Genomic DNA, 22,781 nt, shown 5'->3' with positions numbered 1-22,781 from the left:
GTCGATGTCTCACTCGTCGACGCTCGGGTCATGGCTGCCCGGCCGATCGGTGTTCGTCCTCGGCGGCGACTACGGGGGTCGGCGCGGGATCTGTTCCGTCGACGTAAGTTTCGTACGACAGATCCGCTTCCGCGGCGCGTCCCTCGGCAAGCTTGGTCTGGATCACGTCGGTCACCGAGCCGATGCTGAGCGAGCCGATCACGGCGCCGCGCCCATCGGTGACGAGGGTGGCGCCCTGGCTGGCAGCCAGCATGGCGTCGAGTGCGTCGTTGAGGGTGGAGGACTGGGCGACCACGGGCAGTCGTCGGTCGAGGTAGTCGGAGACCTCCGGTTTGCTCGCCACCTCCGCGAGTGTGGGCCACGAGCGCGGCCGTCCCGCGTTGTCCACGACAACAATCCAGGTCTGCCCTGCTGCCTTCGCGCGGTCGATCACCTGCTGGGCGGGTTCGCCGATCCGCGCGGTGATCACTGGATCGTGATCGACATCGCGCACCCGCGACACGGTCAGATACGCCAGCTTCGCACCGGATCCGACGAACTCCTCGACGAACGGCGTCGCAGGGTCGGTGAGAATCTCCTCCGGGCTCGCGTATTGCTCGATGTGACCGCCTTCCGACAGGATCAGCACCTTGTCGCCGAGTTTGGTGGCCTCCTCGAAATCGTGGGTCACGATCACGATGGTTTTGCCCAGCTCGTGCTGGATCGCGATCAGACTGTCCTGCAGGCGCACCCGGGTGATCGGGTCGACCGCACCGAACGGCTCATCCATGAGCAGCACCGGGGGATCCGCCGCCAGCGCGCGGGCCACGCCGACCCGCTGTTGTTGGCCGCCCGACATGTCCTTCGGCAGCCGGTCGGCGAACGCGTCCGGGTCCAGACCGACCAGATCGAGCAGATATTCGGTGCGCTCGGCGATCCGCTTCTTATCCCAGCCCAGCACCCGGGGGATAGCGCCGATATTCTTGGCGACCGACCAGTGCGGGAACAGTCCGCCGGACTGGATGACGTATCCGATCGACTGGCGCAGCTTGTCGGGGTCCTCCGTGGTGACATCGCGGCCGTCGATGAAGATCCGGCCCTCGGTCGGCTCGATCAACCGGTTGATCATCTTGAGCGTGGTCGTCTTACCGCAACCGGACGGGCCGACGAATGCGACGATCTGGCCCGCCTCGATCTCCAGGTCGAGGCGCTGCACCGCAGGCTTGTCCTGGCCCTTGTAGCGCTTGACGACCGCATCGAGCTTGATGGAGGCACCGGTGATATTGCGTTCGGGCGGCGCGGGCCGATCGGCCACAGTATCGGTCATGAGAGTCCCTTTGCGATCGTGAGCCGTCCGAGCAGGACGAGGAGCGCGTCGAACACCAACGCGATGAGGACGATGAGAAGCGTTCCGGTCAACGCCATTTCGAGCGAGTTCGCGCCGCCGAGGCGGGACAGGCCGTTGAAGATCAGCGATCCGAGGCCGGGGCCGAGGACGTAGGCGACGATGGCGGCGACACCGACGATCATCTGGGTGGAGACCCGGATTCCGGTGAGAATCACCGGCCAGGCGATCGGTAACTCGACCGTCAAAAGGATGCGCCAGCGGGAAAGCCCGATGCCACGGGCGGATTCGATCACCGAGGCGGGCACCGACCGTAATCCGACGATCGCGTTTCCGATCACGGGCAGCGACGCGAAGAACGCCAGCATGAGAAACGACGGGACCACACCGAGCCCGAAGGGGACCAGTAGCAACGCGAGCAGCGCCAGCGAGGGAATGGTCAGTGCGACCCGGCTCGAGGTCAGCGACAGCGCGGACAGCAGCGGAATCCGGTACACCGCCACCGCGATGAGCACGGCGACGATCGTGCCGACCAGCACCGTTTGGAATGCCAGGGAGGCGTGCTGATAGGTGAGGAAGGCCAGGACATCGCCCCGCCCTTGGATATAGCTCCACAAATTCACGCCGATTCCCATCATCAGCTGTAGATCAGTCGGTACGTTGTCTGCGTGTTATGGCCGGACTCGTGAACCGTCACAGGCTAATCGATGTCGGGCGGTCGGATCGGAATTCGCGTGGTGGGCGATTCGAGAAGTGCGGCGTCACGCTGCCCGCGTCAATGTGTCAGCCGAGGAATAATTGTCGGCATTACCGCTGATCACGGTGCTCGACCTGCCGTCGACGCCGACGGGAATGGTTCCGGCGAGGGTGATCCGGGTCAGCTTCCGGTGCTCACTGCCGTCGTAGTCGTCGATGGCGTAATGCTGGGTCGCACGGTTGTCCCACATGGCGACATCACCGAGCGCCCAGTTCCAGCGGGTGGTGTGCTCGAGCCGGGACACCCGGTCCTGGAACACCCGTGACTCACTGCTGGGCAATCCGGCGATCTCCTTCACGAAGCTGCCGAGAAGCGGGGCGCGTTCACCGGTCTCCGGATGCACTTCCACCACGGGATGCTCGGTCTCGAAGTACGTGGATTCGAACTCTCGCCGATATGCCCTGGCTTGCGCACCCTGGAACTCCTCGGTGGCGGCGGCGTAGTCGTACCGGTTGGTGTGTGGCGGCCACGGTCTGCTCGTCCAGGCCGCCACCCAGCCGAACTCCGTCGAGCTGTGCGCCGATATGGGTACCGAGCTTGATGACTTGCACGGTGGACGCGGTGTCAGCGACGGACATAACGGCTCTCCTTCGAACTCGACGAACGAGCAGAGACAACCATCTCCGGGGCAGCCGCGACCAGTATTACGGTCACGCGGATCGGAACGGGATCGCGGGAGCAGCATCGGCCAGCTGCTACGACAACGGCTGCGGCTCACTGCGTGACGAGGATCTTCACCTCGGTATCGCGGCCTTCACCACGGAGCAGCTCGAGTCCCTTGTCCATGACCTCGTCGAGTGAGATCCGTCGGGTGACCAGTGGCGTGGGATCGATGCGGCCTTGAGTGATCGCGTCGATGACCGCACGGAAATCTTCACTGGTGTAGGCGAGCCTGCCGGTGCAGGTCTTCTCGGTCACCATGAGCATTCCCGGATCGAGGTCGACGGCCTCGTGGTACATCGCCACGGCGACCGTGGTGCCACCCTTCCTCAGCGCTCCGACGGCAGGGGGCGAAGGTCGCGGTACCGACGCCCGCGGCATCGAACGAGGCATCGACGCCTCGGCCGCCGGTGACCTCGAGGGCGTGCGCAACCGGGTCGACAGAGGTCCGACCCGCATATGCCGGCACATGCGACACGAATCTTGACCATGCCCGGACGAACGGCGGGCTCGGGAATCTCGTCCAATCGGGCGTCCCGCGGCCCGTGTAACCCGTAGCGCCAGCATGGTGTCCTCCTCGATGTCCGGTGGGTGCAGTCGTGGCCGCTACCAGGACGTTGCGTCGAGTGCGATCTTGCCGCGGATGCCACCGCCGCGAAGGCGCTCGGTGTGGTGCGGCGAGCGCATGGCTCGGCGAGGGGATCAGGCGTTACCGGGTGCGGTCGTTCGGCACGTCCGCGGTCACCGGCCGGATGGGGTCGGACCCGTCCCAGGTGCGGGCCTGTTCGATCCCATGGGCGACCATCTCCCGCATCCCCTCGCTCTGGATGTATTCGAAGACGATGCCCTGCTGTGCCGGAGAGTGGAGGTACGCGATCTGTGTGCCGGGGCCGGTCGCGGCGAACAGAACAGTCAGTCCCCGCTCCTGCGCTTGTGCCACCGAGGCGTCGAGATCGTCGGTGATCCAGGCGATGTGGTGTGGTCCGAGTTTCGGCTCGCCGGACTCGTCCGCGTACGGCGACGGTGTGGTGGATGTGATCTGCATGAGTTCGATCTGGATCCCACCCGAATAACCCATCGCCACGTCCATTGTGACGGTGGTATCGCTTCCCGCGTACCGGCCGTCGAGGCTCGCACCACGAAAAACGGTCCACGGGCCGATCCCGGTGGATCCCACCCACTGCTGGATGGCGGTGTCCAGATCAGCAACGACGTAACCGACCTGCATGACGGGTTCGGCGGTCGGATCATGCATCAGGAACTCCTTCGGACTACCGAGCGAGATCGGGTGACGGGATGATCAACACCTCGCCCGCACGACGCTATGTGCGCCGCCGCCGAATCCTCGGCGTTGCCGCTCACTCAGCGGGAGGTTTGCTCCGGTCTGTCGCCGTTGCGTTCTGAGTTCGTCTGGAGCCCGGCCGCACCGGAAGGGGTTCGAATGTCATGACCACGCCCTCGCGACGGGTCATGTGTAGCCGACAAGTCCGGAGGCCAGATCGGGAAGCTCGAGTGCGTCGAGCGCCCGCTCACGCACCTCGGGGCAGTACTGGATCGTCATGGTGTCGACGAAGGAATGGTCGCGAATGATGACGGCGTCGAAATTCTCGTACTCGGCCGTCCAGGCGCGGACATAGCCTTCAAAGGAGATCCGGCCAACGGTGGGCCCGTGCTCCTGCCAGGAGCCGATATCGACGAGGATCATCTCGCAGAGCTGTTCGGCGGCGACCGGGCTCACCTGCTCCGGTGCGGGCGGGTCGGGATCGGGAGGTCGATCGTCACCGGAATCATCGGAGCAGGCGCCCAGCATCGCTGCGGCAAGGATCACGCCGACTGCGAGCCCGGCGCGGGCGGGTCGGCGACCGGAGGGTGAAGGTCTCATCACAGCACTCCTTTCGTGCTGTGCGGGTACCCCGATCACGGCATTCGATCCGCCCGCCGGTGAAATTAGGGGTGAGACCAGGGCGGACGCATGTCGCCGTCGGGTCGAAGCCGTGCCCGACCAGCCAAGCGATCCCGAGCAGGCTGCGCGACGACCACCACGCGCGGATCACCTCGAGACGACCTCGAGTTGTTCCACGCCGGCAATTATCTCGGCGACGGCCATTGTCACATCAGAAAGACCGTGTCGACCACGACGAATGCGGCGACCACGAACACTAGAGCGGCGAACCACCGTTGCAGTCGGCCGGTATCCATTCCGGTGCCCACATGCCCCGCGATCAGTGATCCGATGATTGCCGCGCCCGCGAACAAGCCGGTGAGAGCCCAGTCGATTCCCCCGGCGCCTAGATGAGCGACAAGGCCGGAAGCCGAGTTCGCGACGATGATCACCAGTGAGGTGCCGACCGCGACGGGCATCTGGACGCCGAGCATCAGTACCAGGGCGGGAATGATGAGGAATCCGCCGCCGACGCCGAACAGCCCGGTCAGCAATCCCACGCCGAGCCCCGCCGGTATCGACCGGGACACGCACCGGCGCCAATTGATCCCCGAGTCCGTCCGCTTGCAGGCCATACCGACACCTTCGGTGTCCCGCAGCATGCGCACCGCGGCGAGGATCATGACCGAGGCGAAGCCGATCAGGAGCACCGGCTGCGGTACCAGCCGTCCGATGGCGCTTCCAGCGAAGGCGGCGGGAAGGCCGGCGGCGGCGAAGATGACGGCCAGCCGCCATTCCACCAGGTGCGCTCCGATCTTCGGTAGCGCTCCGACCGCGGCGGAGGCGCCGACGACGATGAGTGAAATCGGAATCGCCTGCTCGATATCGAGCCCGACGCCGTAGATGAGGGCGGGGACCGCGAGTATCGATCCACCTCCGCCGAGCAGGCCGAGCAGGATCCCGATGATCGCGCCCAGTAGGAGAGCGACCGCCGTTGCCATGGAGTATCCGTTCTGTGTACTGCGGCTTCGTGTGTCACCTCGACCGTCAGGCCAATGCGAGGAACAGCTTCTCCAGTTCCGCTTCGGTGAGTGGTTCACCACCCTCCCGCGTTTCCCCTGCCAAGCATTCCCGCAGGCCGCTGGCGACGATCTTGAATCCAGCGCGGTCGAGGGCGCGCGAGACCGCGGCGAGTTGGGTGACGACGTCCTTGCAGTCTCGGCCCTGCTCCACCATCGAGATGACTCCGGCGAGTTGACCGTGTGCGCGCCGCAGCCGATTCAGCACCTGGGCGATGTTCTCTTCATTGCCGACCATGTCATTTCCTTCTGTATGCGTTGGTGGCAGCCGTCGAGCTGCGGGTCAGCGGCCGAAAAGCGAGGAAAGGAAGCCCTTCTTCGCGGGGGAGTTGTGATCGGCACAAGAGCACCGCTGGGCGGCGGGCACGGATTTCATCACGCTGTCCGCGTGTTGTCCGCATCCGCCCCACGTGGTCTTGCGGCAGGTCGAACAGGTCGTCTGATAGCACATGGGTGTCTCCTTCAGGGGTTGTAGAGGGTGGCTGTGTCAGGTTCGCGTCATGTCTTGTGATCGGGCGGCCCATGCGTTGTATCCGCCGGCCAGGTCGCTGACGTCCGGTATTCCGTGGGCGCGCAGCAGCGATGCCGCAACGCTCGAACGCCATCCGCCGGCGCAGTGCACCACCAGCGGCCGGTCGGTCGAGAGCTCGCTGATGCGAGTACGTAGCTGCGCCAGCGGGATCGGCAGCGCGCCGGGTATCGTCCCGAACTCGCGTTCGCCGGGGTTGCGGATGTCCACGACGGTGACCGAGCCCGCGGCGAGTAGGTGTTCGAGTTCGGGGACGGTCGTCCGCGGCGCGACGCGGACCAGATCGATCACGTCGTCCGGGAACGAGCCGTCGGCATCGACGTTGAAGAATCCGATCGTGTGGTCGGAACCGATCCGCGCGAGGCGCATGGCAGCGGTCTGCTCCTGTCCGGGATAGGTGATCAGGACGATCCGGTCGCCGATCTCGGCGACCATGCCGCCCGTTTCGGCGAATCGACCATCGAATCCGACATTGACCGAGCCGGCGAGGTGGCCATTGGCGAAGTCCTCAGGGGTGCGAGCGTCGAGGACGCGCGTTCCGGAGCCGAATTCGGCTCGGAGTTGCTCGGCGGTGATCGCGGGCACATGACGCTGCTCGTCGAACAGTGGCCGGTTGGCTTTGTTCAAGGCCGCGTCCACGGCGAAATACGCCGGCGCCGCCGGCTGGCCCTCGGTGATCAGTGCGACGAACTCATCCTCGCTCATCGGCTGAACCGCGTAGTTGCCGCGGCGCTGTTCGCCGATGGTGGAGGAGAGTTCGGTCGACAGGTTCCTGCCACACGAGGAGCCCGCGCCGTGCGCTGGGAGCACGGTGACCGAGTCGGGAAGCGATAGCAGCGTCTGGTGGATGGTTCGATACATGGCTCGGGCGAGATCGGTGCTCGTGCTGGTACCGAGGTTGACCAGATCGGGGCGACCGACATCGCCGATGAAGAGGGAATCGCCGGTCAGTACCGCGCTCGGCGTCGCGTCCGCGTGTTCTCGCACCAGAAGGCTGATCGACTCCCAGGTGTGCCCTGGGGTGGCCAGTATCTCGATGTCGACCGCCCCGAGTTCGAGGTGGTCGCCGTGGCGGAGGCGCCGAATCGGATAGTCGGTGTGCGCGGCCTCACCGAAACCGATCCATGCTCCGGTCGCTTCGAGAAGCTCCAGATGTCCGGAGACGAAGTCGGCGTGGAAGTGGGTGTTGATGACGGCCTCGATGGTCAGGCCGTGGTCGCGCGCATCGGTGAGGTATTCGGTGACGTCGCGGCGCGGGTCGACCACGATGGCGCGACCGGTGCTTTCGTCGCCGATCAGGTACGACGCGTGCGATAGGCACTCGATGTAGTACTGCTCGAGAATCATGCGGACTCCTCCAGGTGTTGCCGCGTACGCGTCCATCCTGACATATACCCCCGAGGGTATGCAAATGCCCCCGGGGGTATCTGGCCTGCAAGATCAGTTGCCGATCAGAGCGTCCGCCAGAAGCTGAGGGTTTGTTTCAGGTCGGCGGACATGCGTGGGCGATGGCGGCTACCGCACGATGGCGGCCACCGCCACACCCGTTTGCGGGACTCACACGTCGACGAAGCTGGTTCCCACGTCGACCAGCTGCTCGACCACATATGCCGAATCGAGCAACACCTCGGGCGTGTAGATGCCGGGCGTCACCGCATCGCCGCGCAGTCCGAGCAATCGTTCGACACCCAGCGCGAGGCCGAGTGATGTCAGGGGGCGCTGTCCGCTCAGGTGGACCACATGCCGGTTGATAGTGAGCGGAGCGCCCGACCTGCCCAGCCCCTCGAGGTCGATCCGAATTTCAACGGACGGTCCCTCGCTGCGGCGCGATCCTGCGGATTCGCCGACCGCGAAGGCGAATTCGACGTTCGGCGCGCCCGTTGCGAGCCCCAGGCTGGTCACATCGAGGATGGGGACGGTCTGGCCGGTGACGGCGGTGCCGTCGAGGCTGTGCAGCTCGACCTGCGCCTCCGCCGCGCCGATCCAGGCGAAGACGCCGTCGCGCCGTGCGTATCCGGCGGAGGTGACCTCCGCCCAACGCTCCAGATCCGCGAGGCCGGCGGGTCCTCCGGCGTCGTTCTCATCGAGGATCGCGCCGATACGGATGGTGTCGACCCGGTCGAACTCCTTGGCCCATTCCAGTGCCACGAGCGTGATGACACCCGCCGCCCAGTGGCTGGCCATCAGCACCGGTGCGGCGGCCGGGCGCTGCGTACCTGCGGTGATCTCCGGTGCGATGTCGATCATGCCGCTGGACAGACTGGCGTACGGTGCGCCGTGATCCTGCGCGAATCGCAGCCCGTTCAGCCTGCTGTCCCACACGGTCGCGACCACTGCCGCATACTGCTCGCCGGCGGGCAGTCCGAGATCCCGGCGCGTTAGATCAATGGTTATCGCGGTGGCGCCGCCCAGTTCGTCGGCCACCCGCTGTGCGCGCGCCGGATTCCGGCCGGCAATGGTCAACGGCAGCTCCGGGTGCCACCGTCGCAAATGGGCGGCAGTGTCCGAGCCGGCCTGTCCCGAACCGCCAAGGAGTAGTACCGGTTTCCGATGGTCCATGTCCATAGTCCTTCCCGATCTGCAAACCTACATTTTGTAACTTACAGTTTGTAGCTAGAATCTCGGAAGGACGCAAGAGGAGGACGATGGCCACCACACCGACCCGCCTGTCCAAGCAGGCCCGGCGCGAGCAGCTGTTCGATGCGGCCGTGTCGATCGTGCGCGCCAACGGCGCCGACGGGCTGACGCTGCCAACGCTCGCCGAGGCGGCCGGGGTGAGCAGGCCCATCGTGTACGACCATTTCGGCACCCGATCCGGCTTGCTGCTCGCGCTCTATCGGCGGCTCGACGAACGGCACCGTGCCGCCACCATGCAGGCCCTGGAGCAGGCCCCGCCGACCGCGGGGGGCGTCGCGGCGGTCATCAGCGCCGCCTATTTCGCCTGCGCCACCGATATGCCGGAGTTGAACGCCATCTCCGCGGCGCTGAAAGGCGATCCGGACATGGAGGCGATCCAGCACGAGATGTACGACAGCTACACCGATGTCATCGCCGATGCGCTGACGCCGTACTCCGGCATGAGCCGCGCGGCTCTGCGGCTGCACTGTGTCGGCGTGTTCGGCGCCGCAGAGGCCATTGCTGGGGAACTGAACCGGGGGACCGCGACCGTCGACGACGCCATCACGGCTTTGACCGGCGTCCTCCTAGCCGCCAGCGCAACCGGGGAGCGATATCGGAATTCCGGCCACTAGGGTCGGCTGCCGGTCACCAAAATCCACGTCAGGGCTGCGGTGCCGACTCGATGACGGAGTCCAGGATCTACCGGGATTCATGGAGGGATTGGTGTCGTATCGCGCCTCGCCGCCGACCGACTATATGACCGGGCCGTCCCTGGTCATGGATGGTGGCTTGTTGCTGGATTGAGCCCGAACGTGTCCATCAGTAGTCGAGGGCATGTTCCGGTTGGCAGACATGCATGGGTGATGGCAGATACCGGACGATCGCGTCCAGGAGTGGGGCGATGTCGGTGCGTGGAGGCGCATCGCACAGGACGGGGGCGGCGTCGCCGAGGTGGGTGAGGTGGCGGACGCGGTCGTGCACCTGCTCGGCTGGGATTTCTCGCAGACTGTGGATGTTCGGAACCGATACGCCCTGTTGCATGACCTGGTCCACCAGGTCGCAGTACCGCTTCTCGGCGACCTTCCAATAGCTACCGTAGAACGCGGCGGCCATCGGTTCGAGGGACCACATCGGGATCAGGTCGATGACGCCGTCGAAGTCGGCGCCGATACCGTGCGGGATCTGCAGCGTCAACGGCACCGCTCCGTGCGTGCCCGCGATCGTGCGGAGGCAGCGGTCGAAGTCGGCGGCGGGATGATCGAGTCCGGTCACCAGGCATAAGCGTGCGACCTGGTGGTCGTCGGCGATCCGCAGTATCGCTTCGAGTCGTGCGGTGCTCTCCGGGGCGGCGTTCATGACCGCTATCACCCCATCGGCTACCCGGATCGCCCGCTCCAGGGCGGCGATGGGCGCGTCGCTCGACTGTTCGGCGATGCGGATCGTGTGATCGATGCCGTCGGTCACCCAGGGGACTGTGGCCGCCCTGCCGGTGCCGGTCGTGGTGAAACCGCGGAGCAGGCGGTGGACGACGCGCGTCGTATCGTCGGGATCTCCGACGATGGAGACGTTGCGGATCGACTGCGGTTCAATGATTTCGGTGCCCATCCTATGGCGGTACTCCAGATCGACTCGAGGACGCCATCGCATCCCTGATCCGGCCTCACCGTACCTCCGCCCGCGCATCGAAGAAGCGGATTTCGGCACCAAAGTAGAACGTGTTCCTATAGCGTCGGGCTTGTGCAGAAAGAACAACGCCCCGCCGTGGCCGACTGGTTCACTGCGGACGACGGTATGGTGCGCCTGAAGGGAAGCCGCTGCACTGTCTGCGGCACGCCATACTTCCCGCGGAACTCGCTGGCCTGCCGGAATCCGCAGTGCTCCGCCCTGAAAGACGGCTCCGAGCTCGCCGAATACCTGTTCTCCACCCGTGGCCGGATCTGGTCGTACGCGGACGCCCGATACAAGCCACCACCTCCGTATGTTTCGCCCGAGCCATTCGAGCCCTATGTCGTGGCGGCTGTGGAGCTCGAAGTCGAGCAGATGGTGATTCTCGGGCAGGTAGTGCGTGGGCTCACCGTGGACGATCTAGCTGTCGGCATGCCGGTCGAGCTGACGCTCGGCGTGCTCTACGAAGACGAGGAAGCGGAGCACACGGTGTGGATGTGGAGGCCGGTCGATGAGTGACACGAATGACCGCGATATCGCCGTCCTCGGTGCGGGCATGCATCAGTGGGGCAAATGGGGCCGTAACTTCGTCGAATACGGGCTGGTCGCGGCCCGCGCCGCGCTGGCAGATGCCGGGGTCGACCACCGCGAGGTCGGCTATATCGCCGGCGCGGACACGATCCGCAACGGCTACCCCGGCTTCGTCTCGGGCGCGACGTTCGCCCAGGCACTTGGCTGGTCGGGGGCGCGGATCTCGAGCAGCTACGCCGCCTGTGCCTCCGGTGCCCAGGCCATCGCCAACGCGCGCGCCCAGATCTTGGCTGGATTGTGTGACGTGGCGCTGGTGGTCGGTGCGGATGCGGCTCCCAAGGGCTTCTTCCAGCCGGTCGGCGGTGAACGTCGCGACGATCCGGACTGGTTGCGTTTCCATTTGCTCGGCGCGACGAACCCCATCTATTTCGCGCTCTATGCACGTCGGCGGATGGCACTTCATGGCGCCACGCTCGACGATTTCGCCGCGGTCAAAGTGAAGAATGCCCGCCACGGCCTGAACAACCCGTATGCGCGCTACCGCAAGGACGTATCGGCCGAAGAGGTCGCCGCCTCGGCGATCGTCTCGGACCCGCTCCGGCTGCTCGACATCTGCGCGACGAGTGACGGCGGCGCCGCTGTGGTGCTGACCTCGATGGAGTACGCGAAGCGTCACGGCGTCACCGACCCGGTCCGCATCCGGGCATTGTCGACGGTGACGCCGACGTTCCCGAAGACCGTGCTGGACCTGCCGGATTTCGCGACCGACTCCGCAGTTGCCGTCGAACCTCCGTCGCGCGCGTTCCGTTCCGCCGTCGCCTACGCCGCGTATGAGGAGGCCGGGCTCGGGCCCGACGACCTGTCTCTCGCGGAAGTCTATGACCTCTCCACCGCACTGGAGTTGGACTGGTACGAGGACATCGGGCTCTGCGAGACCGGTGGCGCGGAGGCGCTGTTGCGCAGCGGCGCAACGACATTGGGCGGACGTGTGCCGGTGAACCCCAGTGGCGGGCTCGCCTGCTTCGGTGAGGCGATCCCCGCGCAGGCCATCGCTCAGGTGTGCGAGCTCACCTGGCAGTTGCGCGGCCATGCCGAGGGGCGCCAGGTGGACGACGCGCGCGCGGGTATCGCAGTGAATCAAGGGCTCTTCGGTCACGGCTCGGCGATCATCGCGACCCGCTGAATCTGAAGCTCACTCCGGACGGCCGGGTCTCGACGGTGGATAGCCCGGCCGGACGGGGGAGCTGCCACACAACGCTTGTTCCCGATCATCGGGACGCGCCGCGCTACCGTGCGCGCGGTCAGGGGAGGATCGCGGCGGAATGACGTCCGCTCGTTGTCGGTGTGGCGGAAATGTAGAAGCTATCGGTCGAGGAGCAGCTGGGCATGCGGGGAATCAACCACGTCGTCCTGTACGTGTCGAACCTGGAACGCAGTCTCGCTTTCTATGAAGGGGTGCTCGGCTTCCAGCGGTTGCCCGAAGGTTTTCCCGGTGGCGCATTCCTGCGGCATGCGGGCTCCGCGAACGACCATGATCTGGGTTTGTTCCAGTCCCGCGGCGCCGCGCTACCCGCACCCGGTTCGGTCGGTTTGTATCACGTGGCGTGGGAGGTCGACACGCTGGCCGAGCTCGGCCGGATGCGCGGAGCGCTGGCAGACTCCGGTGCTCTCACCGGTTCCGGAGACCACGGTTCGACCAAGGCGCTGTACGGGCGCGACCCCGACGGCATCGAGTTCGAGGTGTGCTGGTTGGTCCCGGATGAGCACGTCGCATCGGCGCTGCGTCCGGGCACCCCTCTGACGGGGCAGCTGAACATCGCGGCCGAGATCGAGCGTTACGGCGCGGATACTCCCGGCGGGCCGCGAACCGACCCTGAGGTGTGGGCGCGGGTTGCGGAACAATACGCCGCGCACCGCAGTTCCTGACGATCCGACGACGGACGCCGCATGGCGCCCGACGGCCACACATCCGGATGGGTGCGAGGACCCAAGTGAGTCGAACCCGTCCGTACGATGGGACCGTCGGTCACAGGCCCATCCCGATGATCAGGGCAATTCGACGATGCTGAGCCACCCAGCTGCGCAAAGTGTGGCCTCAATTTACCCTCCGAATTATGGTCGGGTCACCTCGAATTCGGTTCGGATGGCGGTATTTCGCTAGTTCAAGGCAGTCAAGTCCACCAGTGTGGCGAAGATCGTCGCACCGTGCTCGCTTCCCTCCGCACCTGACAGGATGGAATCGAGCAATGGTGCGTGTGCCAGCATCCCGGCGCCGTAGTGACGGGTGTCCCTGGCGCTGGATATGACCGCGTAGATGACCGAGGTGTAGACCTTCGATCGGGGCACGTGAGGTTCTGGAGGGTGTCGAGCCGGGCATCGACCGCCTCGATGACCTCGCGAAAAACATCGATTTCGATATCGCGCAGTCGGTCCACGACTCAATACCCGAACTTCACGCGGCTCGCCGGTGCCAGGCGTTTATGGTGCACCAGTACAGTTTTCGCCTGTGATTTGATCGCGCACACCGTGACCGGACCGTCGACGTGTTCTTGCATGATCCGATGTGCAAGCTCCACCGGCATGGTGAGAAGGGCATGGTGGCGAAAAGGGGGAACGGCATTCATAATTGCGGGCACCTCCGGGTTGTCGATATCGGCTGGTGTGCCCCGAGCGTCAGGGGTCCGGTGGGGTCGGACCTCACCCGCCGCTCGGCGCTGAGATCAGTAGACCCGCCCCGCAAGGGGTTTGGAATGTGGATCGTCGTGTTTCTTCGGTCGCGACACCAAGATTCTGCGGAGGGCCACGCACGACCACATGTTCCACCACGAGGCGTTCCATAATTCGAGCAATCCGATAGCGAGGCTAACTACATGGCAGCGGGGTCGACACTCCCATAACGGGCGGCTGGGCGGGAACTGCGCAGGTTGCGAATGCGGGCAGGTCAGAGTCAAACGGCCGCGGGGAAGGTCATCGAGGTATCGCCACAGACGATCGGGCGGATGGAGGACGGGCTACCGGCCAAGCTGTCGCGGGTCTACGTCAACGCCCTGTGTGATGAGTATCAGGCACTCAACGGGAACGCGAGCGGCTACTGACACTGGCCGCAGAGGTCGAGGAAGCGAAGAAAGCCGGGAATGGCTGGTGGCGCAGCTATGCGGTGGAGCCGGGGTTCAATCACTACCTCGCGCTCGAAGACGCGGCGAGCGGAATCATCACCTTCCAGATGACCCTGCTGCCCGGACTGTTCCAGACCCCCGAATACCGTAGGGAACTGATCTGGGCGGATGACCCCACCCTCTCCACCAAGGATGCGGAGCAGAAGTTAGAGCTGGCCATGCGGCGGCAGGCCAAGCCGAATCAGGACGGATTCGAGATGGACGCGATCCTGTCCGAGGCGGTGTTGCGTCACCGGGTCGGTGGACCTTCCGTCATGGCCCGGCAACTCTGTATTGACCTGTCCGGGGCGCGGTGGTTCAAGAGCAGCCGGTCCGAACGGGCGAATACTTGTGTCGAGATCGCGCACTCGACAGCGGCATGGTCGGCGTCCGGGACTCCAAGAACCCCACCGGCCCGGCTCTGGTGGTCAGCCCGGCCGAGTGGGACTCGTTCCTGGGTGGGGCCGCAGAGGGCGAGTTCGGTCGCCCCTGAGGCTTCACACGCAACGCCCTGCGCTGATCGCTGCTGGCTCTGGCAGTGCGGGACTCTGCTAGATCGAATTCCCGCCGAGAACACGATCGAGTGCTGCCCGGCCTGCGGGTCCCCAGGTCGGCTTGCCGCCGGGAAGGCCCCGGTCTCCGTTCTGGCCCATCAGCATGAGGAACAGGCTTTTCGCAGCAGCCAGGCCGCGGGCGCGCCGGATTGTCGCCTCGTCCACCTGACCGTATGCGTCGAAGAAGCGTGCGGCGCCGCCAGCAGGCAGGATTACCCATGCGGCAGCGAGGTCCCACGCCGGATCACCGGCGAACATGTCACCGAAGTCGACCACGCCCGAGAGCGTTCCGTCCGAGACGACGACGTTCGCGGGATGGAGGTCGCCGTGCACCCACAGCGGGGGGCCATCCCATGCGGGCGCTGCGACGGCGTCGTCCCAGACGGACCGGACCCCGTCGGCGAGAGCGTCGGGGACAACCGCGTGCAGGAAGTGGTCGAATCCATCTGTGTACTGCTCGAGGTGGCCGCCGCGGTCCACCCTGATCGGTGCGTCTTGCGGCGCCTCCACGTGGAGTGCCCGGAGGAAGCCCGCCAGAGTGTCGGCCGCATGGGCGCCGCGGCTGATCGTGCCATGGTCCAGCGGTTCGCCGGGAACCCACGTCAGTACGGTCCAGTACTTCGGGAAGCGCTCGGACGGCTCACCGAACCGCACCGGGATCGGCACTGGGAGCGGTAGGCGCGGGGCCAACACGGGTAGCCACCGCCGCTCGTCGAGCTGGTGCTCCGGGGTGGGGTCCATGCGCTGCATGCGCACGACCAAATCATCCCCGAGGCGCCACATTTGGTTGCCCCAACCACCCGCGACCTCGCGGATGCTCAGCCCCGCAAGGTCAGGGTGCTGTTGCAGCAGCAGGTCGTAGACGAGGTCTGCGGTTATCTCGATCGCGGGGTCGGTCATGTGACGCGATAGTACGGGGCAGCCCATCGTCAGGGCTGGTCGCACGAACCGGTAGCCGACGGCGGTGAAGGTGCACCGCTTCCGGCGAGCCGCATCGTTCGATGGGGTTGTCTGCTCGCTCATCCATATGTCCCTCGATGAGCGGCTCCCGCTGACGGCCGGAATCTCCGAATGGATACGCGCGCAAGGTTGTTCATCGCGACCCCTAGCCACCAGGCGTGTACAGGTGTCGGCGACAACTGCCTCGGAAGCGGCCATACCATGTGGTGGGCCCGCGCCGGCACCAGCACCTGTCACACCTTCGCCCGGCCACCACGTGTCGCACGCAGCGATGTCAGCACGAGTGGTACCTGACTGCGGGGCGCTCTCGTGAAATGCCGCAGCCAGGTACCACTCGTCGCGGCTGATGTATCGCGAGTTGCCCCGACCGCGAGCATTGCATCGGTGGTGCAGGTTCCGGCGCGGCCAAGTGGCCCGAAGGGGCCCGGTTACTTCGATCGCCGCGCCTCGCGTGCTCGACCACCGATCTATGACAGCTCCGGGCCCTTTGCGCGGAGATCGTCGACTGTCGTCATCGCGTCCCGCAGCTCGTTCAGCCAGGTCTCCGCGTGTTCGCCGACCAGGCGCACCGCCCACGCCAGTGCGTCGGCTCGTGAACGTGCGACGCCCGCGTCGACGAGGGTGTCGAGGACGAGGCGTTCGGGTTGCCGAAGGCGGGTCATCACCGGCGCGGACAGGGTGGTGAACAGTTCCACGCTGTCGCCGATGCGCGCGCCCCACGCGACCTTGCGCTGGTAACGATGCTCGGCTTGCCGTGCGATCTCGATGCGCTGTTCGCGGGTCTCTTCGCGGAACCGGCTGATCCTGCCGGATTCGGCGGCCGCTCGTGCGGCTTCGTCTGCGAAGTCGCCCTCCAGGGCCGGCAGTTCACCGACGATGACGATCTCGTCGCGGTCCACCGTCACTGTGGGGGATCCGGTGAACCAACCTTCCGGCAATCTGCCTGTGAACCAGCTGGCCGCATCCTGTGCGCCGGGAGCCTCCGATGCCTGCCAGCCGCCCTTGCCGTGCCATCCACGGCCGCCATGCCAATTACGCCCCATGTCATTCACCACCATTGATTACATGATTACGTCACTACTCACGTTACGCCGATATGCCAGCGGAGGCGAGCGTGTTTGCACCGGGACCAGCCTGGAAACGCGGCGATGAACCTTGCGAAGGCACGCGGCACGGGGGACTGTTTGTGTGTGGCCGATGACGTCGAGTTGGGCCGTGCTGCGTTCCGGAAAGCCGCATGGGATGAGGCGTATACGCTGCTGGGCCGTGCGGCCGCGGCGTCAGAGCTCGATGATTCTGATCAGGAGGCGCTGGCGGAATGTGCCCACCTGCTGGGTCGCACCGATGAGAGCGTTGAGATTCGTAGTCGTTCATATGCGCGGTACCTGCACAGCGGCGCGAACCGCGCCGCCGCACTGTGCGCCTATCGGATCCATCTCGTCTTCATGCTTCGGGCAGATGAGGCTGCCGCGATGGGCTGGCTTGCCCGTGTTCAGCGCCTGCTGGCCGCGGAGCCCGAGTGCCGGGAACATGGCTACCTGTATCTGGCCGAGGCCGAGGGGAACTACTTCGCGGGCAACCCCGACGTTTCGCTCGACCTTGCCCGCCGGGTCACCGCGATAGGGGACTTGTGCGGTGATCGCGATCTGGTCGACTACGGGCTACATCAACAAGGCCGGGCCCTCGCCGCCCTGGGCGACATACCGCCCGCGCTGGCGTTACTCGACGAAGCGATGCTCGCCGTCGTCGCGGGCGAGGTAGAGAATCCGCTGGTGCGCGTTGGGATCTATTGCAGCTCGATCAGCGTGTGCGAGGCCATTTCCGACGTGCGTCGGGCGCAGGCCTGGACGTTGGCGTTCGAGCAGTGGGTCAGCTCGCAACCGGGTGGTACGCCCATTTCGGGGTCGTGTCGGATGCATCGGTCGGTGATCCTGCGGCTGCACGGGTCGTGGACGGAAGCCGAACGTGAAGCACGGCGGGCATGCCAGGAGCAGAACGGCACCGTCGCGATGGATGCCGGGCAAGCCTGGTACCAGGTCGGCGAGATCCGGCGGCTGGTCGGCGACTTGGTCGCGGCCGAGGAGGCGTACTCGCACGCCGGTCGCTACAGCTACGAGGTGCAACCCGGTTTGGCTCTGCTGCGTGCGGCGCAGGGGCGCACCGATGCGGCTGCGGCGGGTCTGATGCGGGCGTTGGCGGAGCGGCCCGCTGATAGGCTCGCACGAGCGAAGTTGCTGCCCGCATTGGCGGAACTGGCTACGGCCGAGGGGGATTCAGCGCTGGCCAAGAGTGCGGCCAGCGAGCTGGACGCGCTGGCCGACATCGGTCCCGCGGTTCGTGCCAATGCCGCCTATGCGAACGGTGCGCTGCGCCTTGCCGAGGGGGATCCAGCGGGAACGCTTCTCGAACTGCGCGTCGCGGAACAGATCTGGTCGGAGCTCGACATCCCGTACGAGCTTGCGCGCAGTCGCCGATTGATCGGAATGGCATGCCAATCGATCGGCGACGTCGATGCCGCACGCCTGGAATGGGAAACGTGCCGTGCGATCTTCACCCGGCTGGGTGCTGCGCCGGATGTGGTTGCCACCGACGCACTGCTCGCGGATCGACCACCGTCGCTTCTGCCGGCGGGCCTGACAGCTCGGGAGGTCGAGGTGCTTCGTCTCGTTTCGGACGGGATGACGAATCACGCTATTGCACAGACACTGTCGCTCAGCGAGAAGACCGTCTCACGTCACCTCAGCAATATCTTCTCCAAGATCAACGTGTCCTCCCGAGCCGCCGCCACCGCCTACGCATACCGGCAGGGTCTCACCTAGCGCCAGTCGTCGATCACATACGAATCGGGATGGCTGTACCCGAGGTCGTCGGCGCAGTGCATCGCCACACCTTGCAGCTGGGTACGGAAGCCACGCGCGATCATGCTGCTGTAGGCGTTCGTGCGAGCCAGATTCGTTCCGGCCTCGATGGTGCCGAGCCCGCGTTCGGCGGCGAGATCTTCGCACGCGTCCAGTAGTCGTTCGAATCGCTCGGCTGCGCCAGGCCCTGGACGGACAGCACCGAACTTCACCAGGCACACATCATCGCCGGCTTCTGTGCCCGCGCCGAGATGGCACACCGCCAACCCCGACACCGACCAGCCGTCCATGATCAGCACGGTTTCCCCGCACGTTCGCGTGCGAGCGATTTCACCCGACAGATCCAACCCCCCGTACACCTCGTCTGTCAGCGAACGGCACATCGACAGCACCGTCGGGTCCTCGGCGCCGGACAATTCGGAGTAGGCCATCCATCCCGGTGCCGGTTGTGTGCGCTGCACCGGTTTACGCATGATCGCGGTGAGATGACGCGGCCAGAAACCGAACTTGCGGTAGAGCTCGAGGTGCTTGGGGCTCTGGGCGAAGGTGAACAACCCCAGATGAGTGCTACTCCAAGCGGCGAAGCGCTCCATCACCGGTTCCATCAACAGCGATCCCACGCCCTGATCCCAATGATCGGGGTGGACGGTCAACGGTCCGACGATTGCGACGCTGCCCCAGTTCGTCCCGAAATTCGAGCCGGCGAGACGGCCGTCGACCACGCCGGCGAACGCGGCGCTCGGATCAGCCTCCCACCGGGTGCGCACGCAGTCGGTGCCATGGGCGAACATCATCGGGTCGGGAAGGCCGATAAACGTCCCGAACGCGAGGCGGAATATCGAATCCGCCTCCACCAATTCCGATTCCCTCAATAGGCGGTAGGCGATATCGGACGCGGACCGCTCGGTTGTCACAGTGCTCATACCCGAACGCTACGACCGGTCCAGGGTGCGCCACATCGGGTGAAAAGCCCATCGGGCTTGCAGCCGGGTAATGGGGTGAAGTACCCATGCGGTCGGTGAAGCCGAGTCGAGGTAGTCAGGGCGGGTCGGAATGGCGCGGTGGTCCCCGCAGCGTCGATCCCGCAGATCGAGTCACTCTCGGCGAGTCGATCAGGATGGTCATCGGCACATAACTCAGCATTTTCTGCTGCCTGGTTCTTGTTCGCGGTGTGCCGGTCCTGACATTTGCGTCGGCTGTTTCGTCGTTACTGGCGAGGACGTTCGAATCGCCGATCGACAACGAGATGTTCCTCGGCCGCTGTGAAGACGGCCGAGTCATCGAGGCATCGGGGTCGTCGGCCTCCATACCCAGATGAGCTGCGCGGCGTGCTGACCGTGCCGCGTACGACCGCCGACAATCGAGGAGAACTCTGATGGTAGACCTGCAAGCAATCGCCGATCGCGTCGAGATAGAAGCGCTGCGAGCGGAATTCAGCGATGCGGCGATGATGAGTGACACCGAACGACTCGCGTCGCTGTATACCGAGGACGGCGTATATCGAATCCCGGCCGTGAATATCGAGCAGTCCGGCCGCGAAGAGATCCGCCGCGGAACCGAACTGCACGCCGGGCAGTGGGAGTACTTCGTTCAGACCACCCATGCGGGGTCGGTCGTGCTGGATGGTGACACCGCGACCGGCCGGGCCTACATCTGCGAGCTCGGACGTTTGAACGACGGCCGGTCGATCTTCAACTACGCGCTCTTCCACGACCGCTACCGGCGCACTGCTGACGGGTGGAAATTCGCCGAACGCACTTATGAGGTCCGCTACTTCGACACCACGCCACTGCCCGGTTCACCGGACGTCGTCTGGGCGGCCGAAGACGCGCGGGGCCGGGCCACAGCGCTCGACACGCCCTGATTCGCGGGCCGGAACATGCGACACACGAAGAAACGGGTCACCAGAATGTCGCTTGCCGCTGCCGGCGCGCTGTTCGTCGGCGGCGCACTTGCCGGCTGCGGCGACGAGGCGAATGCGGCCGACGAGCAGGTCGACATCATCGAGGTCACAGTCGAGACCGATCAATATCGTTCCCTGGATCTCGGACAACCCGGTCCGAACATAGGGGACCGTTACGTCTACTCGGGCATTCTGCGCGAGAACGGCCGCGAGGTCGGGTATGGCGGTGGCTCTTGTGAATTCATCCGGATCGTCGACGGCAAGACCACGATGCAATGCGTACTGTCGGCCGACTTCGAACAAGGGTCGGTGACCATGCAAGCGCTGTGGGTCGAAGGTACTAGCCCGCTCGATATGGCCATCACCGGTGGAACCGGCGCCTACCGCGATGCGCGCGGCATTTTCCGCTTCTGGGATATCGCGACACCGCAGGAGCACGCACGAGGCGAAATCACCTATCGGATGCCGGAGTGACTGCCTGCGGATCCGACCCCCACCACCCCGGCGGTTCACTACATCCGCCCACATCCATGGAGAGAACAACAATGGACTCCACTCCAGCCACGATGTCGATCCTGGGCTATCCGGCCGGTACCTGGAAGGCCGACCCGGGACGCTCCACCATCACCTTCTCCACCCGATTTCTCACAGTGAGTGTGGTCCGCGGCCGGTTCACCGGCTTCGACGCCACGCTCATCACCGCCGCTGACCACAGCAGAACGGCCGCGACGGCGACGATCGACACCACATCCCTCGACACCGGAAACGACAAACGCGACCATCACCTTCGCTCGGCCGACTACCTCGACGTCGAAAGGTTTCCCACGATCACTTTCCGCTCCACCGGGGCTCGACTGGCCGACAACGGCTGGGTCGTCGACGGGGAACTGACACTGCTCGGCGTCACCCGGCAGGTGCCCATCGACGTCGAGCTCACCGAGTCCGGCCCGAATCCGTCCGGCGAGCAGCGGGCAGCATTCTCCGCGACCGCGCTGATCGACCGGCGCGATTTCGGTCTGCACGTCCCGATGGACGGCGGCGGCGCAGCGGTGGGCCGGAAAGTGACGATCAGCCTGTACATCGACACTGTCCTCCAGAGAGACATCTAACCCGGCCCGCCCTACCACACCCCCGCGAATCGCGTGACGCCCGCTGCGGCCCTCTCCATCGAGAAGACCGCAGCGGGTCGCTCACAGGGCGAGCAGCGCGCGTCTGCCGGCGTGTGAGTCGGCCAGCGGTCGCACCGCGATGCGCATCAACGACAGGGCGTTGTCGTCGCCCGCGATGCGGTTCGAACGCAGCACACCGCACGCGAGGCAGTGGTGGATGAGCGCCCACTCACCACCGTCGCGCACCGACACGCTGATCGCCACCATTCGTCCCCGGCAGGACTCCGCTCGATCACCCGGTCGCCGACGGTCGACATGCCGGCTGGTCAGACATTGCGGGCAATGGTTGCGGTGGGCTGTGCCCGGTGCGAGCGTTGGCACGTCGAACCTGCAGTGCAGGCAGCGGAACGTGCCCGCCGAGGACCCGCTCGTTACGTGCAGGACGTCCTTGACCCGTTGCTGACGCCGCTGCGTGGTGTTCTTTCGTGGCATCGCGAGCCCCCTACAGCTCGCCGAAGACTTCGAGCGGGAAGGGTGGCTCTGCGAGCGGCCGAACGGCCAGCCGCATCAGGATCAGCTGATTGTCATCAGCGGCGACCGGGTGCAGTGACAGTTCGTTGCAGCGTGTGCATCGATGCACCATGGCCCACCGTCCGCTGCGCAGTGCTGCGATGGACAGGGGCGTCATGCGTCCACCGCAATCGGAGAGACCTCCTTCGCGATGGTCGACGGTGTGCCTGGAAGCGAGGCAGCTCGGGCAGTGGTTGCGCCTGCTGTCGTCCGGCGCGAGATCCGCGACAACGAGCCCGCATCTGAGACAGGTGAAGGTGCCGGTCCGTTGCGCTGGGCTCGGGCCGTGATGGGTTGTGGTGTTCTCGGACACCCGGAAGCTCCTTACTGAACGATGACTGAATCAGCGAGAGCCGGCCGAGCGCGCCTCGACGGATGCGCCGCGTTACCGAGCAGGTAGAAGGTGCCCGGTGCGGAACAGGTTCATTCGATCAGGCGCGCTCGGCGCCATCCGGGCCGTCAACATACAACTCCTCCACAAGTCGGTGCGGCAGGGAATGCCGAAGACCAACGGTAGGCGGGGGTGTCCATGATCGGAAATGAATTTCCCGCTGCCCGGTGGTGTGATCCGCAACATGCTCGGGTGACATTTCCGGCCCCGTAGCAGGGCACCCGTCATCGGTGGC

28 protein-coding genes and 1 pseudogene are annotated in these 22,781 nt (G+C 65.5%); 11 read left to right on the top strand and 18 right to left on the bottom strand.

Translation table 11 applies throughout. From position 1 onward, the window contains the following. Positions 1-28 precede the first annotated feature (28 nt). The 10 genes from GV792_RS03075 to GV792_RS03025 form a co-directional block, all read right to left on the bottom strand. Positions 29-1,306: an ABC transporter ATP-binding protein gene (locus GV792_RS03075; RefSeq protein WP_163822016.1), complete on the bottom strand. Its 1,278-nt coding sequence runs from the start codon at positions 1,304-1,306 to the stop codon at positions 29-31. After that, positions 1,303-1,947: an ABC transporter permease gene (locus GV792_RS03070; RefSeq protein WP_375154448.1), complete on the bottom strand. Its 645-nt coding sequence runs from the start codon at positions 1,945-1,947 to the stop codon at positions 1,303-1,305. The genes GV792_RS03075 and GV792_RS03070 overlap by 4 nt, the downstream gene beginning before the upstream one ends. A 138-nt stretch (positions 1,948-2,085) precedes the next feature. Further along, positions 2,086-2,574, bottom strand: a complete 489-nt coding sequence (locus tag GV792_RS29475) for a TauD/TfdA dioxygenase family protein (RefSeq protein WP_375154447.1) — start codon at positions 2,572-2,574, stop codon at positions 2,086-2,088. Between the two features lie 221 nt (positions 2,575-2,795). Then, on the bottom strand, positions 2,796-3,047 hold the full coding sequence (locus tag GV792_RS03060; RefSeq protein ID WP_163822015.1) for a hypothetical protein: 252 nt from the start codon (positions 3,045-3,047) through the stop codon (positions 2,796-2,798). A 403-nt stretch (positions 3,048-3,450) separates the two neighbouring features. Further along, complete coding sequence (locus GV792_RS03055; protein WP_163822014.1) at positions 3,451-3,996, bottom strand: VOC family protein; 546 nt, start codon at positions 3,994-3,996, stop codon at positions 3,451-3,453. A 213-nt stretch (positions 3,997-4,209) separates the two neighbouring features. After that, positions 4,210-4,623, bottom strand: coding sequence for a hypothetical protein (locus GV792_RS03050; protein ID WP_163822013.1), 414 nt, complete (start codon positions 4,621-4,623; stop codon positions 4,210-4,212). A 227-nt stretch (positions 4,624-4,850) separates the two neighbouring features. Continuing rightward, positions 4,851-5,624: a sulfite exporter TauE/SafE family protein gene (locus GV792_RS03040; RefSeq protein WP_163822012.1), complete on the bottom strand. Its 774-nt coding sequence runs from the start codon at positions 5,622-5,624 to the stop codon at positions 4,851-4,853. A gap of 46 nt (positions 5,625-5,670) precedes the next feature. Beyond that, complete coding sequence (locus GV792_RS03035) at positions 5,671-5,940, bottom strand: metal-sensitive transcriptional regulator (protein WP_163822011.1); 270 nt, start codon at positions 5,938-5,940, stop codon at positions 5,671-5,673. A gap of 249 nt (positions 5,941-6,189) precedes the next feature. Continuing rightward, a complete protein-coding gene (locus GV792_RS03030) occupies positions 6,190-7,578 on the bottom strand; it encodes an MBL fold metallo-hydrolase (protein WP_163822010.1) in 1,389 nt (462 codons plus the stop codon). A gap of 210 nt (positions 7,579-7,788) precedes the next feature. Next, positions 7,789-8,790, bottom strand: coding sequence for a saccharopine dehydrogenase (locus tag GV792_RS03025; protein WP_163822009.1), 1,002 nt, complete (start codon positions 8,788-8,790; stop codon positions 7,789-7,791). 86 nt (positions 8,791-8,876) lie between these two features. Here GV792_RS03025 and GV792_RS03020 point away from each other — a divergent pair, with 86 nt between their 5' ends. Continuing rightward, positions 8,877-9,482 carry a TetR/AcrR family transcriptional regulator gene (locus GV792_RS03020; protein WP_163822008.1) on the top strand — a complete coding sequence of 202 codons (606 nt, stop codon included), beginning with the start codon at positions 8,877-8,879 and terminating at the stop codon, positions 9,480-9,482. Positions 9,483-9,669: 187 nt separating this feature from the next. On the opposite strand, the gene GV792_RS03015 is transcribed toward GV792_RS03020, so the two are convergent. After that, positions 9,670-10,455 carry a hypothetical protein gene (locus tag GV792_RS03015; protein WP_163822007.1) on the bottom strand — a complete coding sequence of 262 codons (786 nt, stop codon included), beginning with the start codon at positions 10,453-10,455 and terminating at the stop codon, positions 9,670-9,672. Between the two features lie 132 nt (positions 10,456-10,587). Here GV792_RS03015 and GV792_RS03010 point away from each other — a divergent pair, with 132 nt between their 5' ends. From GV792_RS03010 to GV792_RS03000, 3 genes are all read left to right on the top strand, one after another. Then, on the top strand, positions 10,588-11,034 hold the full coding sequence (locus GV792_RS03010; RefSeq protein ID WP_309139067.1) for a Zn-ribbon domain-containing OB-fold protein: 447 nt from the start codon (positions 10,588-10,590) through the stop codon (positions 11,032-11,034). Then, positions 11,027-12,229, top strand: a complete 1,203-nt coding sequence (locus GV792_RS03005) for a lipid-transfer protein (protein WP_163822006.1) — start codon at positions 11,027-11,029, stop codon at positions 12,227-12,229. Before GV792_RS03010 ends, GV792_RS03005 begins: the two co-directional genes overlap by 8 nt. 203 nt (positions 12,230-12,432) lie before the next feature. Beyond that, positions 12,433-12,972 (top strand): VOC family protein, encoded by a 540-nt coding sequence (locus GV792_RS03000; RefSeq protein WP_175582982.1) that lies wholly within the window; start codon positions 12,433-12,435, stop codon positions 12,970-12,972. Between the two features lie 231 nt (positions 12,973-13,203). Here GV792_RS03000 and GV792_RS02995 read toward each other — a convergent pair whose 3' ends face one another. Both GV792_RS02995 and GV792_RS02990 read right to left on the bottom strand, forming a co-directional pair. Further along, entirely contained in the window at positions 13,204-13,392 is a 189-nt protein-coding gene (locus tag GV792_RS02995; RefSeq protein WP_163822005.1) for a hypothetical protein, read from the bottom strand. Positions 13,393-13,484: 92 nt separating this feature from the next. Next, complete coding sequence (locus tag GV792_RS02990; RefSeq protein WP_163822004.1) at positions 13,485-13,670, bottom strand: hypothetical protein; 186 nt, start codon at positions 13,668-13,670, stop codon at positions 13,485-13,487. Positions 13,671-13,976: 306 nt separating this feature from the next. Here GV792_RS02990 and GV792_RS02985 point away from each other — a divergent pair, with 306 nt between their 5' ends. From GV792_RS02985 to GV792_RS30200, 3 genes and pseudogenes are all read left to right on the top strand, one after another. Then, on the top strand, positions 13,977-14,141 hold the full coding sequence (locus GV792_RS02985; RefSeq protein WP_163822003.1) for a helix-turn-helix domain-containing protein: 165 nt from the start codon (positions 13,977-13,979) through the stop codon (positions 14,139-14,141). Between the two features lie 128 nt (positions 14,142-14,269). Beyond that, a pseudogene (locus GV792_RS30300) lies at positions 14,270-14,431 on the top strand (Scr1 family TA system antitoxin-like transcriptional regulator); the annotation flags it as partial. Between the two features lie 149 nt (positions 14,432-14,580). Then, the gene (locus GV792_RS30200; RefSeq protein WP_309138504.1) at positions 14,581-14,694 is read left to right on the top strand and encodes a DUF397 domain-containing protein; all 114 of its coding nucleotides are present in this window, start codon (positions 14,581-14,583) and stop codon (positions 14,692-14,694) included. A 58-nt stretch (positions 14,695-14,752) separates the two neighbouring features. Here the strand turns inward: GV792_RS30200 and GV792_RS02975 are convergent, their stop codons facing one another. Together GV792_RS02975 and GV792_RS02970 are read right to left on the bottom strand one after the other, a co-directional pair. Then, entirely contained in the window at positions 14,753-15,655 is a 903-nt protein-coding gene (locus tag GV792_RS02975; RefSeq protein WP_163822002.1) for an aminoglycoside phosphotransferase family protein, read from the bottom strand. A 527-nt stretch (positions 15,656-16,182) separates the two neighbouring features. Continuing rightward, complete coding sequence (locus GV792_RS02970; protein ID WP_256671513.1) at positions 16,183-16,773, bottom strand: hypothetical protein; 591 nt, start codon at positions 16,771-16,773, stop codon at positions 16,183-16,185. 132 nt (positions 16,774-16,905) lie between these two features. On the opposite strand from GV792_RS02970, the gene GV792_RS30030 reads away from it, so the two are divergent. Continuing rightward, positions 16,906-18,534 (top strand): helix-turn-helix transcriptional regulator, encoded by a 1,629-nt coding sequence (locus tag GV792_RS30030; protein ID WP_163822001.1) that lies wholly within the window; start codon positions 16,906-16,908, stop codon positions 18,532-18,534. On the opposite strand, the gene GV792_RS02960 is transcribed toward GV792_RS30030, so the two are convergent. Continuing rightward, positions 18,531-19,496 carry a GNAT family N-acetyltransferase gene (locus tag GV792_RS02960; RefSeq protein ID WP_163822000.1) on the bottom strand — a complete coding sequence of 322 codons (966 nt, stop codon included), beginning with the start codon at positions 19,494-19,496 and terminating at the stop codon, positions 18,531-18,533. The two genes, GV792_RS30030 and GV792_RS02960, sit on opposite strands and share 4 nt — an antisense overlap. Positions 19,497-19,948: 452 nt before the next feature. Between GV792_RS02960 and GV792_RS02955 the strand changes: the two genes are divergently transcribed. The 3 genes from GV792_RS02955 (at position 19,949) to GV792_RS02945 (ending at position 21,585) form a co-directional block, all read left to right on the top strand. Continuing rightward, positions 19,949-20,437 carry a nuclear transport factor 2 family protein gene (locus GV792_RS02955; RefSeq protein ID WP_163821999.1) on the top strand — a complete coding sequence of 163 codons (489 nt, stop codon included), beginning with the start codon at positions 19,949-19,951 and terminating at the stop codon, positions 20,435-20,437. 15 nt (positions 20,438-20,452) lie between these two features. Continuing rightward, positions 20,453-20,950, top strand: a complete 498-nt coding sequence (locus tag GV792_RS02950; RefSeq protein WP_163821998.1) for an allene oxide cyclase barrel-like domain-containing protein — start codon at positions 20,453-20,455, stop codon at positions 20,948-20,950. Between the two features lie 71 nt (positions 20,951-21,021). Beyond that, the gene (locus tag GV792_RS02945) at positions 21,022-21,585 is read left to right on the top strand and encodes a YceI family protein (protein WP_218581180.1); all 564 of its coding nucleotides are present in this window, start codon (positions 21,022-21,024) and stop codon (positions 21,583-21,585) included. An 81-nt stretch (positions 21,586-21,666) separates the two neighbouring features. Here the strand turns inward: GV792_RS02945 and GV792_RS02940 are convergent, their stop codons facing one another. Both GV792_RS02940 and GV792_RS02935 read right to left on the bottom strand, forming a co-directional pair. Beyond that, on the bottom strand, positions 21,667-22,077 hold the full coding sequence (locus GV792_RS02940) for an RNHCP domain-containing protein (RefSeq protein WP_163821996.1): 411 nt from the start codon (positions 22,075-22,077) through the stop codon (positions 21,667-21,669). Between the two features lie 10 nt (positions 22,078-22,087). Further along, complete coding sequence (locus tag GV792_RS02935; protein WP_163821995.1) at positions 22,088-22,468, bottom strand: RNHCP domain-containing protein; 381 nt, start codon at positions 22,466-22,468, stop codon at positions 22,088-22,090. Positions 22,469-22,781 lie beyond the last annotated feature (313 nt).

This window comes from Nocardia cyriacigeorgica (assembly GCF_010868145.1).
Taxonomy (GTDB): domain Bacteria; phylum Actinomycetota; class Actinomycetes; order Mycobacteriales; family Mycobacteriaceae; genus Nocardia; species Nocardia cyriacigeorgica_D.
Note: the sequence above shows the minus strand (reverse complement) of the source record. Positions and strands in the feature narration are given on the sequence as shown.